The 13,422-nt window shown below is 66.0% G+C and carries 9 protein-coding genes; 4 read left to right on the forward strand and 5 right to left on the reverse strand.

Annotated elements, in window-relative coordinates; genetic code table 11:
* Window positions 1-107: 107 nt before the first annotated feature.
* Entirely contained in the window at window positions 108-1,574 is a 1,467-nt protein-coding gene (gene eccD / locus ATM97_RS10120) for a type VII secretion integral membrane protein EccD (RefSeq protein WP_218717709.1), read from the reverse strand.
* 185 nt (window positions 1,575-1,759) lie between these two features.
* Here eccD and eccCa point away from each other — a divergent pair, with 185 nt between their 5' ends.
* The 4 genes from eccCa to ATM97_RS10140 all read left to right on the forward strand — a co-directional run bounded on the left by eccCa (window position 1,760) and on the right by ATM97_RS10140 (window position 8,039).
* The gene (gene eccCa / locus ATM97_RS10125; protein ID WP_218717710.1) at window positions 1,760-5,794 is read left to right on the forward strand and encodes a type VII secretion protein EccCa; all 4,035 of its coding nucleotides are present in this window, start codon (window positions 1,760-1,762) and stop codon (window positions 5,792-5,794) included.
* Complete coding sequence (locus tag ATM97_RS10130; protein ID WP_218717711.1) at window positions 5,776-7,248, forward strand: type VII secretion-associated protein; 1,473 nt, start codon at window positions 5,776-5,778, stop codon at window positions 7,246-7,248. Before eccCa ends, ATM97_RS10130 begins: the two co-directional genes overlap by 19 nt.
* A gap of 124 nt (window positions 7,249-7,372) precedes the next feature.
* Window positions 7,373-7,699, forward strand: coding sequence for a WXG100 family type VII secretion target (locus ATM97_RS10135; protein ID WP_218717712.1), 327 nt, complete (start codon window positions 7,373-7,375; stop codon window positions 7,697-7,699).
* Between the two features lie 34 nt (window positions 7,700-7,733).
* Window positions 7,734-8,039, forward strand: a complete 306-nt coding sequence (locus tag ATM97_RS10140) for a WXG100 family type VII secretion target (protein ID WP_218717713.1) — start codon at window positions 7,734-7,736, stop codon at window positions 8,037-8,039.
* A gap of 64 nt (window positions 8,040-8,103) precedes the next feature.
* On the opposite strand, the gene ATM97_RS10145 is transcribed toward ATM97_RS10140, so the two are convergent.
* The 4 genes from ATM97_RS10145 to ATM97_RS10160 all read right to left on the reverse strand — a co-directional run bounded on the left by ATM97_RS10145 (window position 8,104) and on the right by ATM97_RS10160 (window position 13,420).
* Window positions 8,104-9,294, reverse strand: coding sequence for a hypothetical protein (locus ATM97_RS10145; protein WP_218717714.1), 1,191 nt, complete (start codon window positions 9,292-9,294; stop codon window positions 8,104-8,106).
* Window positions 9,291-9,914 carry a hypothetical protein gene (locus ATM97_RS10150; protein ID WP_218717715.1) on the reverse strand — a complete coding sequence of 208 codons (624 nt, stop codon included), beginning with the start codon at window positions 9,912-9,914 and terminating at the stop codon, window positions 9,291-9,293. Before ATM97_RS10150 ends, ATM97_RS10145 begins: the two co-directional genes overlap by 4 nt.
* A 609-nt stretch (window positions 9,915-10,523) precedes the next feature.
* A complete protein-coding gene (locus ATM97_RS10155; protein WP_218717716.1) occupies window positions 10,524-12,113 on the reverse strand; it encodes a serine/threonine-protein kinase in 1,590 nt (529 codons plus the stop codon).
* Window positions 12,114-12,205: 92 nt separating this feature from the next.
* On the reverse strand, window positions 12,206-13,420 hold the full coding sequence (locus tag ATM97_RS10160) for a hypothetical protein (RefSeq protein WP_218717717.1): 1,215 nt from the start codon (window positions 13,418-13,420) through the stop codon (window positions 12,206-12,208).
* Window positions 13,421-13,422 lie beyond the last annotated feature (2 nt).

The following is a 13,422-nucleotide window of genomic DNA, read 5'->3' on the forward strand; positions in this document are numbered from 1 at the left end:
GGGATCGGCGGCGGGCGGCCGGTCGGCCGAGGCGGGCGCCGCGCCCAACCCGAACGACGCGCCCACACCGAGCGCCACGGCCGCCGCCGCGACGCGCAGGCTCGCGTTCACAGCCCGCGAACGAGGGAGTAGAGCTCGGCGACCCAGAACACCAGCGGCAGCACCGCGGCGACGAACGCGTACTCGAGCAGTTCGACCGCCCGGCGCATCGGCGGCGTCGCCGACTGGTTCGGCACGATCAGGCCGATCACCAGCGCGGCGATCAGGATCGCCAGCGCGGCGCCGAAAACCACCAGCGGCTGGCGCATTTCGAGCGCGACGCCGATCAGCATGATCAGCACGATCGACGCGCCACCGGCGATCAACACGATCGCCTGCTCGGCGCCGGCATAGGTGCGGCTGCGGAACATCAACACCGCGGCGCACACCAGCGCGAGCGCGATGCCGGGCCAGTACGGGTCGTCGGCGGTCGCGTCGATCGCCAGCAGCGCGCCGACGACGGTGACCAGCGTGGTCGCGGTGACCAGACCGGCGAGGTAGTTGCGGGCCCGCTCCGACCGGGCGCGCAACGCGTCCAGGGTGGGCAGCGCGCGATGGTCGTCCGGGTCGTCCTCGGTCGGATCGATCGGGGTGCCGGGGGAGGGGACCGGCGGCAGCGGCAGCTTCGCCAGCAGCATCGACACCCGCGGCGACAGCGAGAGCCCGAGGAGTCCGACCGCGGCGACGACCGCGCCGATGGCCTTGACCGGCTGGTCGGTGAGCAGCCCGACCAGCGCCGCCGGGATGACGAACACCGAGATCGCGGCCGCGCCGATGAACAGCGCGAGGCCGACCCCGGTGACGCGCCAAGCCAGCACGGCGGTCGCGCCGAACAGGGTGGCGCCGAGCAGCAGATGCGCCCAACCGTAGTGATCGGGCACCACCAGCATTCCGCCGGTGAACGCGGTCGGCAGCGCGCAGCCGCCCAGGACCAGCGCGGCCGAGGTGTCGCCGTACATGCGGCTGAGCACCGTGCCCGCGACCACGCACAGGATCGCGACCAGCAGCGCGAGCGAGCCGGTCACCCAGAACGGCAGCGCGTCCGGGGCGGCCAGCAAACCGAAGCAGCCGACCAGCATGGTGACCGCGGCGAGTACCGAACCGGTGATCCGCGCCGTCTTCGGGGTCCAGCTGCGGTAGTGGTCGGCGTCGGCGATCGCGACATTGTACATGATGTCGTCGAACAGCGGCGTCGGCGCGGTGTGCGAGGCACTCTCCAGCATGAGGAGCTCGCCGTCGCGCACCCCGTGCTCGCCGAGACTGAGCGAATTCGAGAACGGCGGATGACCGATGCGCGCGAGCACCCATTCGGCAGGCTCGTAGCGCTCACCGTCGTTGTCGAAATCGTTGGAACGGCTGTGCTGGGCGACCATGTCGACCACGCTCGGGATGACGAGCGCGACCGGTACGTCGACCGGAATCGCCATATCGACCTGCGTGTGCTTGGCCAGAATCGTCACCCGGGCCAGATCCGGTGCGCGAACAATGCCGCGCGCGGAATCCTCCTCGAGATGATCGAGTCGCGCGTGCGTCAAAACTCCCCCAACTCCGTCTCTACCTCGTGTTTCCGCTCGACCCCTCGGGCGATCGACAGTTTGCGGAACTCACCGTTCGGACAGCAGAATGCCTGACGAACCATACGACATGTCGGCCGCGACCTCTACACTGAGCCCGTCGCGAGGGAAGACAGCGAATAGTCAAGCAGGGGGAGTCTTCGACCATGAGCACAGTACGGTTCCAGCGCCGTGCCCGGCGCGAGATGCCGCGCACGCCGGGCGGCGAGGTCACCCTGCAGCCACCGCCCGAGATCCCCCGGATCACGCCGGGAAACCTGCTGATGAAGATGATGCCCGTCGTCATGGTCGTGGGCATGGTCGGCATGATGGCGCTGATGTTCACCCAGGGCAGCGGCATGCTGTCCAACCCGATGTCGATGATGTTCCCGCTGATGATGATCATGTCGATGGTCACCATGTTCGGCCAGGGCAGCGGCAAGGGCGCCAAGGCCGCCGAGGCCAACGAAGATCGCAAGGACTACCTGCGCTACCTCGACCAGGTCCGCAAGGACGTCGACGAGACCGCCAAGCAGCAGCGCGCCGCCGTCGAGTGGAGCCACCCCGAGCCCGGCCTGATCTGGATGCTCGCCGGCACCAGCCGCATGTGGGAGCGCCGCTCCGGCGACAAGGACTTCTGCCACGCCCGCATCGGCCTGGGCGGTCAGCGCCTGGCCACCCGCCTGGTCGCCCCGGAGACCGGCCCGGTCGAGGAGCTCGAACCGATCGCCGCGGTGTCCCTGCGCCGCTTCGTCCGCGCCCACTCCACCGTCCCCGACCTGCCCACCGCGATCGCGGTGAAGGGTTTCGGCACCATCGCCCTCGACGGTGACCGCGCCCAGGCCCGCGACATGACTCGCGCGATGTTGTTGCAGCTGTGCATGTTCCAGGCTCCCGACCAGGTGCTCGTCGCCGTGGTCTGCGGTCCTGACACCGCGCGCGAGTGGGAGTGGACCAAATGGCTCCCGCACACCCAGCACCCCGAGGTCTCCGACGGCATCGGCACCCAGCGCATGTTCTACGGCTCCATCCGCGAAGCCCTCAGCAGCCTGCACCCGCTGCTCGGCAACCGTGTGCGTTACTCGCGTAACCAGCCGAACAACCCGAACCTGGTGCACGTGGTGATCGTCGTCGACGGCGGCCTGCTCGAGGCCGAGGACGACCAGCTGCGCGAATCCGGCTTCGAGGGCGTCACCATCATCGACCTGTGCAATTACGCACCCCGCCTTGCCGTTTCGCGCGGCATCAAGATGGTCGTCGAAGACGGCGAATGCCTCGGCCGCGGCGCCACCGGCAACCAGGAACGCTTCGCCACCATCGACCGGGTCAGCGCCGAACAGGCCCAGCAGGCCGCCCGCCGCCTGGCTCCTTACCGCGCCGCCACCCAGCGCAGCAGCGACGTCGAGACCGACGAGTCCGAGACCATCTCGACCTGGTCGCAGCTGATGAACCTGGGCGACATCGGCAACTTCAACCCGGCCAGCGCCTGGCGCCCGCGGTACGGACGTGAGCGTCTGCGCGTGCCGTTCGGCCTCGGCGCCGACGGTGCTCCGGTCGAGCTCGACATCAAGGAAGCCGCCGAGAACGGCATGGGCCCGCACGGCCTGTGCATCGGCGCCACCGGTTCCGGTAAGTCCGAGTTCCTGCGCACCCTCGTGCTCAGCCTGCTCGCCACCCACTCGCCCGACCAGCTCAACCTGGTCCTGGTCGACTTCAAGGGTGGCGCCACCTTCCTCGGCCTCGACGGCGTCCCCCACGTCGCCGCCGTCATCACCAACCTCGAAGACGAGGCCGACCTCGTCGACCGTATGAAGGACGCCCTGGCGGGCGAGATGAACCGCCGCCAGGAGGTCCTGCGCCAGGCGGGCAACTTCGCCAACGTCTCCGAATACGAGAAGGCCCGCGCCGCCGGCGCCGACCTCGACCCGCTGCCCGCCCTGTTCGTCGTGCTCGACGAGTTCTCCGAACTCCTCACCCAGCACCCGGACTTCGCCGAGCTGTTCGTGATGATCGGCCGCCTCGGCCGCTCGCTGCACGTCCACCTCCTGCTCGCCTCGCAGCGACTGGAAGAGGGCAAGCTCAAGGGCCTCGAGTCCCACCTGTCCTACCGCATTGGCCTGAAGACGTTCTCCGCCAACGAGTCCCGCCAGGTCCTCGGTGTCCCCGACGCCTACAACCTGCCCAACTCGCCCGGTGGCGGCTACCTCAAGGCCGACTCCGGCGAGATCCAGCGCTTCCAGGCCTCCTACGTCTCCGGCCCCTACGTCGGCGGCGGCTCACAGCGCGAGGTCACCAGCGCGGGCATCGTCGGCGGCGAAATCGACGTCAACGCACGCCCGTTCAGCGCCAATCACGTCGCCTTCCGCACCTCCGACCGCGTGCCGGTGGCCCCGGAGTCGACCTTCGAGCCCGAGCCCACCGGCGACGACGGCGATCAGATGTCGAACCTGAACATGCTGGTCTCCCGCATCACCGGCCACGGCCGCCCCGCCCATGAGATCTGGCTGCCGCCGCTGGACGAGGCGCCGACCCTGGATCAGCTGAACCCGCGCTCGATCATCACCGGCGAGTACTCGCCGATCGCCACCCTGCGCGCCGCCATCGGCATCGTCGACCGTCCGTACGACCAGCGTCGCGACCCGATGATGCTGGATCTGTCGGGCGCCCGCGGCCACGTGGCCATCGTCGGTGGCCCGCAGTCGGGTAAGTCGACGGCCCTGCGTTCGCTGGTCATGTCGATGTCGATGACCCACACCGCCGAGCAGGTGCAGTTCTACTGCCTCGACTTCGGTGGTGGCACGCTGTCCAGCCTCGAGGGACTCCCGCACGTCGGCTCCGTGGCCAACCGCCTGGACCCGGACAAGGTGCGCCGCACCGTCGCCGAGATGAGCACCTTGGTCCGGCAGCGCGAGCAGCGCTTCCACCAGCTGGGCATCGAGTCCATGGTCGAATACCGCCGTCTGCGCGCGATGGACCCCAACAGCAGCCCCGCCGCGGCCGGCGCACACGCCGACCCCTACGGTGACGCGTTCCTGGTCATCGACGGCTTCGGCACGATCCGCCAGGACTACGAGGCCCTCGAACAGCAGATCACCAACCTCGCCCTGCAAGGCCTCTCCTACGGCGTGCACGTCGTCATCGGCTTGTCCCGGTGGATGGAAGCGCGACCGGCCCTCAAGGACCAGATCGCCACCCGCATCGAGCTGCGCCTGGGTGACCCGATGGACTCCGACATCGGCCGCAAGTTCGCCTCGCTCGTGCCGCAGGGTCGTCCGGGCCGCGGTATCACCCCGGACGCACTGCACATGCTGATGGCCCTGCCCCGCGTCGACGGCAGCTCCGACCCGCTCGACCTGAGCGCCGGCGTCGCCCACGCGGTCGAACTGATCGCCCAGCGCACTCCCGGCCGCCCGGCCCCCGGCACGCGCACGCTGCCGGACCTGCTGGACCGGACCGAGCTGCTGCGCGGCATGCGCAACTGGCCCGCGGAAGTCGACCGGTCGCGTCCGAACATGCTGGTGCCGATCGGTGTCAACGAGTCCGAACTGGCGCCGGTCATGCTGAATCTGGCCGATACGCCGCACTTCCTGGTCTTCGGTGACAGTGAATGCGGTAAGACCGCGTTGCTGCGGGGAATCGTCCAGGGTCTCGTCGAGTCGAACGAACCGTCGCAGGCCAAGATCATCCTCGGCGACTACCGGCGCACCCTGCTGGGCACCATCGAGACCAATCACCTGGCCGGCTACGCGCCCTCGGCGGAGGTGCTCACGCCGTTCGTCCAGCAGGTCGTCGGGATTCTCAAGTCCCGGATGCCGGGCGCCAACATCACCCAGCAGGAGCTGCGAGCGCGGTCGTGGTGGACCGGTCCCGAGCTCTACTTGATCATCGACGACTACGACCTGGTGGTCACCCCGTCGGGTAACCCGCTCTCGCCCCTGGTCGAATTCATCCCGCACGCCAAGGACATCGGCTTCCACCTGATCATCGCCCGCCGCTCCGGTGGCGCGTCGCGCGCGCTGTACGAGCCCGTGGTGTCGCGCATGCGCGACGTCGGTTGCATCGGCCTCGTGATGAGCGGCAGCCGGGACGAAGGCCAGCTCTTCGGCACCGTGCGCGCCAGCGCGATGCCTCCGGGGCGAGGAACCCTCGTGACCAGGAACGCGATCGATCTGGTGCAGTTGGCATGGGCACCGGCCTTGTGACCGACATCGACGTCGTGGTCGGTGATGCGCGCGTCCTGGCGCGCACCTCGGCCCGGCACGTGGATGTCGTTCCGACGGTGATGCCGGTGCCGAACGGCATCCTGGTCGGCGCGCCGACCGGCCCGTCGCAACCGGCGGTCTCGGCGCTGTCGCTGGCCGACTCGGCCTGGATCGGCTATGAGCCGCACCCGCTTTCGATCACCGCGGCCACCGACGCGGTGGTCGACGATGTCCTCGCGGGGGTGGCGCCGACTCCGCCCGGCGCGAGTATCGGTGTCGCACACCCCAGTTCGTGGTCGACAGCGCGCCGCTCGATCCTGGCCCGCTCATTCGCCAGGTACTCGGGTGCGGTCACGTTGGAACCGATCGCCGCCCGCGTCGCCCGGCTGCGCCAGACACTGGCGACCACCGAGTTCGTCGTTGTCGTCGAAATCGACCCGCTGGCCGTCACGGTGAGCGCGGTCGACCGTTCCCGGGACCAGGTCTCGGTCGCGGCCTGCGAGCACGAACCCACCCTGGGCGCGGGTGACTGGAACGACGACGACATCGATCGCCTGGCGGCCATGATCCGCGAGGTCGCCGACGGCTCCCGCCCGACATCGGTACTGGTCGTCGGCCCGGCTGACGACCACCTGCTGGAGCGCTTGCGCGAGTTCGCCGCCGAAACCTGGACCACCCAGCCGACCCCGCTGGTCCAGCCAGTGGCCTTCACCGCCCTGCTACTGCCGCAATCCGGACTCACCGACGACCGGGCACGCCCGATCCCGGCGCAGAACGCGGAATGGGTGGGCACCCTCCGCGAACGCGCCGCAGCCACCGCGCCCGAGCCACGCCACGGCACCGCCAAAATCATTGCCGCGGCGGCGATATCACTGGTGGTCGTCACCGCGGGCATCGTCGCGGTCGTGGCGACCCGCGACAGCGACGCCGACGCGGCCACGGCCACGGCCACCCAGAACACGCCGACAACGGTGTCCACCGCACCGGAGCCCCTGTCTCCGAAGCCATCGACCACCCAACCGGCCGCGACGCCCGCCCAGCACACGATGGGCCGCGTCACCTTCAACATCCCGTCCGGCTGGCGCCTCGCCACCGGCTCACCGGCGGACCGAGCCGCGCTCGTTCCGCAGACAGCCACCCCCGGCCGAATTACTGTGACGTACAACACTGTCGCGGAGCAGGCTGGATATGATGAAGTGCTTAGGGACATCACCGCGCGGATCTCGCGCGCCGAGCCCGGGCGGTTCGGTACGCCGGAACGCGATGTGGTGTTCGCCGGGCGCCGGGGGATCGGCTACCAAGAGCTTCCTGGCGACGGTTCCGTCGTCAGGTGGTACGTCCTTCTCGACCATGGCGTCCAGACCAACGTCGGCTGCCAGCACGGCTCGGGAGGATGGGGGACTGTCAGTACTGCGTGCGAGGAAGTGATGCGATCAGTGTCGATCTCGCCGTAGGTTTCGGAAATTTCTCCGAAAGATGATGGAACCGAACGCACCGTCGGTGCGTCGAACCTAAGTAGAAGGGCTCAGATCGCCAGCAGGGGGGTCTGGTCCACCTTGACCACGAAGGAGCCAGAAGATGGGTTTTAACGCAACTCCTGCGGAGATCCAGGCGTTCTCCACGAAGATGAAGGACAAGCACGACGCCATCGAGGGCATGATCCGCAACGCGGAAGGTCACGCCAGCGATGTCAACAACCCGGCCTTCCAGGGTGCGGCGGGCAAGGCCTTCCAGTCGACGATGGGTGACTACCTCACGTCCGCTCGTCGGTTGAACGAGGCGCTGTACCAGGCTTCGGACACCGTCTCCACGATCGCCAGCACGATCTCGGACGAGGAAGTGGACAACGCGCAGCAGATCCTCGCGGAGACTGCGGCGGACACTCCCACCCTCAACATGCGCTGACTCCCACGACACTGACCTTTCGAAAGGACCAACAATGACTGACATCGGTGCAATCCGGTATGACTTCGCGGCCATCAACGATGCGGGTTCCGGTCTGCAGTCGCAGGCGCAGCAGATCACCACTGCTCTGCAGGACTACGAGAACGAGTTCCAGCGCTTCATCGAGGAAAACTGGTCCGAGGGTGAGGGCTCGACCGCGTTCACGATCATGCAGACCAAGTGGGCTCAGCAGTCCACTGATCTGAACGCGAAGCTGCAGGCCATCGGCACGAAGACGCTGTCCGGCTCCGAGAACATGAAGGCCACCGACGCGCGACTGGCGAACATGCTCCTGGGCTGAGCCTGAATCAACACACCGCGAGCGGGTTCGGAGGCTTCTCCGGACCCGCTCGCAGCGCTTATCGTCATTTGGCGCCGACGAGCAGCTTGTACTGGGCTGCAGTTCGCTGATACGTGTCTTGAAGGTTCGCACCGCCAATTCTGGCGACATACCGTCCAACGACTATTCTGCAACTCGGCGGGGTGTTTTTAGTGATCTTGGCATTGGGGTCCACCGCATAGCATTGCGCTGTCGGGAGATTCGGGGGCGGATCCGCCGCCAGCAGCCCGGAATCGTCCTTGTTCTTCTTGTCGAAGGCATTGGAAAGTCTGGCTGCGGCAGCCTCATCGCGAGTTCGGTACACGAACGCGCCGCCACGGCTGACGATGTAGTCGACCCCGGCATCGGTGTAGGCGGGGCCATAGGTGAATGGTTCCTTCGCCATCGATATCGCCGCACGAATCGGATAGACGGCTGTCCGACTGTTGGGTTCGCTGTCGGGCAGTGTCCGGCTCAGCATGCCATCGATGTCGAGCGGCAGATTTCGCACCTCGGCAAGGGGAGTTCGCTTGTAGGACTTGAGACGGTCTACTTGGGCGTCCAAGAAGCGTTTTGCAATTGCAGCGCTATCCACAGGATCGAACGGCCGGCTGACTGGGTCTGCGACCTGAATATAGAGCAGCATGTCTTCGTGGGGAAGCCAGGCGCGCACCGTCGCGGTGTGAAAAGGTTCGAGCGGTGTCGTTTTGGAGATCGCGTCGGGATGGCCATCGATCTGGATCGGTATGCCTGGTGAACCTGCAGTCAATTTCTGGGCTGCCAGCCGGGCAAGCTCAGGCGTCTCGAAGCGAAGCGTATACGTCTCGATGCCTCGACCGAGGTCTGGCAGTGCTCGCCGGTATCCGAGTACGTACCATCCGGCAACCAGTCCGGGTACTTCCTTGGTGAATTGTCGGCTGCCGATGCCACTGTCGGAAAATTCGGGTGGAGTCTCGCTCGTGACGAATTGCTTGCGATTATCGAATGATCCGTATCCGAACCGGGGGTCGTATTCGAAGGGTATCGGTGTGTTGGTTGCGATATTCAGGGCTTCGCGAAGTTCTCCCGACGTTGGGGTCCTCAACGTTTCGACGTCTACCGGCGTGGTCGGGTAGTTCCCTGAGTCGAGCTTGCTCGGATCGACCGAATCCGCGGTGCTCGTTTCGGTTCCTCCGCATGAGCACAGCAGAATGAGGGCGGCGGCGGAGGCGATGGCGGGCCGGATTCGCATGGTCACCCACACTTCTTGAGAATTGCATATTGGGCGGAGGCTCGTTCCTGCAGCGCTCGGTCAACTGATCCCCAGGAGAACATGTCGGTGGTCACGACCGCGACGTATCTGTCGAACACGACCGCGCACATGGCATCGAAGTTCCTGTTCGGATCGGCTTCGTCGAGCTTCAGGCATTGAGCATCGAGAAGTCCGAAGGGGGGATCCAGCACCGTGTCGTTCTTCCCCGGCTTTGCCAGGAATGTTTGCAGCAGGAAGGCGGACGAAAGGTCACGCGCTCGATACACGGTACTCGCGCGGCGACCAACGAGGTCGACACCGGCCTCTTCGAACTTCTTTTTGGCTTCGACCGGGTTGCGTTCGTAATGCAGAATACCCATCGGGTCGAACGTCCCATGGTCTTCACGGAGTGACCGAGGATCGCGGTCGTCGCGGATCATCGATCGGCGGACGATATTCTCCGCATCGAGCGGCTCATTGAGTACTTCGTCCAGCGCTGTGGGCGACTGGCGACCGAGTAGGTCGGTCTGTAATTGGAAAGTCTTCTCTGCTGCCTTCAGCAGTTCGGTTATGTCGGCTTTCGAAGCTCGCGCACTGACCATGATCACGTAGGGTCCGTGCGGCATCCAGGAAACAATCGAGGTGTCCTCCGGTGACGAGGAGAGGCTCGTTGGGTAGCTGGAAATTCCCGCAGTCGGGCGACCACCGTGCTCTACGCTGATGCTATGGAGCTCGGACGCAGCTCGTGCGCTGTCGGACCCGGTCGCGAACCGCATGACCGCTATTTCTAGTTCCTTGGGACTTCGCACGCTGGAATTCGTCCGACGCGACGATACCCCGGTAACAAAGCTCATGTTGTCTTTGATAACGCGTTGGTGCTCGGTTCTGATACTGCTGGCCGCTGGGATTCCGGTCTCGTCTATGAATATTCTAGTGCGATCGAGTGACGTCAATTCGACGTCTACGTCGAAAGGGTGTGCGAGGTATCCGAGGAGTTTCGTACCTTCGATCTGTCGAATGGTTTCCGACCCTACTGCGTAGGGGTCGACCTCGTAGGGTGAAGGGTCTGTCTGGAATGGTCCAGTCCGGAGTGAACTGAGTTCGACATCCGTATGTCCGGGCTGTGCGGTTCCGGTAACGGTTGATCCGCAACCGGCGGACAGTATAAGTACCCCCGCGACAGCGGCAACCTTTAGAGAATATCTAAATCGTAGCGCGTCGGCCAAGTCTGCCCCCTATTTGATCGCCTTAGAAATGGCGGGCACCATCTTGTCGATGAGGATCTGCTGCGACTGGTCGCTCCAGACCTGGAATGCCTGGACGGTCGATGGATCATCGATGACGACGACCTTGCCGTTTCCGCTAGTCAATGCGTACGGCAGCCCGCGGAACCCGCCGTTACCCGCCTGGCTGTCGGTGCGGAGAACGATGACGACATCGGTGTTGTTCTTGATGCTGTAATCCCCGACAGACAGTGCGCGGGGTGATTTTTCGTCGCCCACGGCTTTGTACTCCGGGTTGTAGTCGAAGTCCAAGTCGCGCAGGAATTTCCACTGGTCACTGGGGTTGAGAACCACGGACAGGGTTGAGTTGCCGTAGTTGTAAGCGGTGACGGACTTTCCGCTGAACTCTGGATGTTGAGAACGTACTTGGGCCATGGGGTCACCCCCACCGGCCGATCCACTGTCGGGCCTGGTCAGCACGAAAACGCCGGTGCCGACCAAGGCCGCGACCACAACCGCGATCAGGCTGGTCAGCAGTACTTTTCGGCCCCGGTTGGAGCGGTGGGGAGTGGGGTTTCGGGCGGTGAGGATGTCGCTTTCGGAGACGCTGCCCGTCGGGGGTGCGTAGCCGACGACAGCGCGGCTGGGATCGGTGCCCCATTGCGGGGATACGACATCGGTGGCGGCGGTGACCGGGCCGTTGATCGGCATGCGTGGGGCAGTGTTGAACCCCTGGGACGCCGGCGCCTGCATCGGCGCGCCGAACAGGGCGTTGTGCGCGTCTTGGATGAATTCGCGGCAGGTGTTGTAGCGGTGGGCCGGGTCTTTCGCCATGACCTTGGCGATGACGTGGTCGATCGCGGGTGGGAGGTCGGGGCGGACGGCGGTGACTCGGGGTGGAGGCTCGTGGAGGTGGCCCATCATGACCATGGCCGGGACCGTGGCGGGGTAGGGGTTCTGGCCGGTGAGCAGTTTGTAGAGGGAGCAGCCGAGGCTGTAGATGTCGGCGCGGTGGTCGAGCTTGGTGCCCATCAGCTGCTCGGGGGGAGCGTAGGCGACGGTGGCCATGAAATTGCCGGTGGCGGTGAGGTCCTGGCCGTCGTCGGCGGATTTGGCGACGCCGAAGTCGGTGAGCAGGACGCGTTCCTCGTCGCCGTCCTCGGCCGCGGCGATCATGAAGTTGGCGGGCTTGATGTCGCGGTGTAGGAGGCCGCGGCGGTGCGCGTAGTCGAGGCCCTTGCCGACCTCGCCGATGATGCGCAGCGCTCGGTGCGGGGGCATCGCGCTCGGGCCCTTGGCCACCTCGGCGGAGGCATCGGTGCCGTCGACGTACTGCATGGCGATCCACAGCTGGCCGTCCTCGTCGCCGCGGTTGTAGACGGCGACGATGTTCGGATGGTCCAGGCCTGCGGCGAGATTGGCTTCCCGTTCGAACCGGCCCCGGAATTCGGGGTCGGTGGACAGGTCGCCGCTGAGGACCTTGAGGGCGTCGCGGCGGGGGAGGCTGGGGTTCTGGGCGAGGTAGACGGTGCCCATGCCTCCGGCGCCGAGGACCTTGATCACTCGGTAGCCACCCACAATTGCGCCGGGCCGCAAGGCCATTCGCGTCTCCTCAATCCTTCGCGCGCCCCGCAGTGCACGTTCCAACAGGGCAATCTAGCAGGTGCTGTCGCACCCCACAGTGCTCGTGCGTGTCAGCTGAATCCGACCAGCAGCTTGTACTGTGCGGCGGCCCGCTGGTAAACATCCTGCAGGTTGGTGCCGGATACGCCGAACACATATCGACCGATCACACCGTGACACGTCGGGGGTGCGTCGGACGCGTACTTCACTTCGGGTTTCGCATTGAAGCAATGGACGACCGGAAGATTCGGCGGCCCGGCGACCTTCATGTAATCGGTATCGCTGGTCGTTTCGTTGTCCAGCGCCGCGCGGAAGCGGCCTGCCGCGGCCTCGTCGCGCGTGCGGTACACAGATCCGGTGTCGAATGCCACGAGGTCGACCCCGGCGTCGGTGTAGGCGGGCACCATGATCGCGGGATGCTCCTCGAGATGCAGAACAGCCTGGAGCGGATAGGCCGCGGAGCTGCTGGTTCCCTTCTTCGGGCGCTTCGCCGCCTCGGTCGGCAGCACATGACCCAAAAGGCCCTCGGTGTCGAGCGGCAGCTTATCGATCTCGTTCAGCGGCGTCGGGGTGTACGTGCGGAGCAGCTCGAGCTGCTTGTCGAAATATTTGCGCACGACTTCGGCGTCTGCGGCCGGGTCGTAGGGGAGACCGATCGGATCGGTGACGTCGATGGACAGCAGCATGTCGCCGCGGACCAGCCAGGCGCGCAGGTGCTGCAGCCGCAGCGGGTCGGTTTTGACCTCCAACTTGGCCAGGCTGTCGGGGTAGCTCGGAATCTGATAGGCCGAGCTCGGCGTGCGGTTCGACAGTTCGGTCGCCGCGAATTTCGCCTGATCCGGCGTCGAGAAGCGCAGGGTGATCGTCGAGACTTCACGGCCGGCGTAGAGCTGGTCCCGGCGATTCGCGGAACTGTCCCATCCGGCGACGACACCCGGAACGACGGCATTGAAATCGGTGGATTCGATTCCCGAGCCGCTGAAGTACGGCGGGTCGACCGCGGTGATGTGCCGACCGCCGCTGAATCCGGTCGCGAAGATGAAGCGCGGATCGAATTGGGAGGCGATCGGAGTCGCGGCGCCGATGCGGATCGCCTCGCGCAGGGCACCCGAGGTCGGTACCCGACTGGGCTCCAGGTCGACCGCTGTCGTCGGGTAGTTGCCGGAATCCAGTTTGGTGACGTCGACGGCCGGTGCCGACGGTGTGGCGGCGTCGGAGCCGCCGCACGCGGCCAGTGCGAATCCCAGGGTCAGCAAAGCGCTGCTCAGGCGAAGTTTTCGCGTCATCG

Source organism: Nocardia sp. MH4, assembly GCF_019266065.1.
Lineage (GTDB): Bacteria > Actinomycetota > Actinomycetes > Mycobacteriales > Mycobacteriaceae > Nocardia > Nocardia canadensis.

Bases quoted from the DNA above. Each gene is read 5' to 3' on its own strand.
- eccCa (WP_218717710.1), top strand. From the start codon at position 1,760: ATGAGCACAGTACGGTTCCAGCGCCGTGCCCGGCGCGAGATGCCGCGC.
- ATM97_RS10130 (WP_218717711.1), top strand. From the start codon at position 5,776: ATGGGCACCGGCCTTGTGACCGACATCGACGTCGTGGTCGGTGATGCG.
- ATM97_RS10135 (WP_218717712.1), top strand. From the start codon at position 7,373: ATGGGTTTTAACGCAACTCCTGCGGAGATCCAGGCGTTCTCCACGAAG.
- ATM97_RS10140 (WP_218717713.1), top strand. From the start codon at position 7,734: ATGACTGACATCGGTGCAATCCGGTATGACTTCGCGGCCATCAACGAT.
- ATM97_RS10150 (WP_218717715.1), bottom strand. From the start codon at position 9,914: ATGCCGCACGGACCCTACGTGATCATGGTCAGTGCGCGAGCTTCGAAA.
- ATM97_RS10155 (WP_218717716.1), bottom strand. From the start codon at position 12,113: ATGGCCTTGCGGCCCGGCGCAATTGTGGGTGGCTACCGAGTGATCAAG.
- ATM97_RS10160 (WP_218717717.1), bottom strand. From the start codon at position 13,420: ATGACGCGAAAACTTCGCCTGAGCAGCGCTTTGCTGACCCTGGGATTC.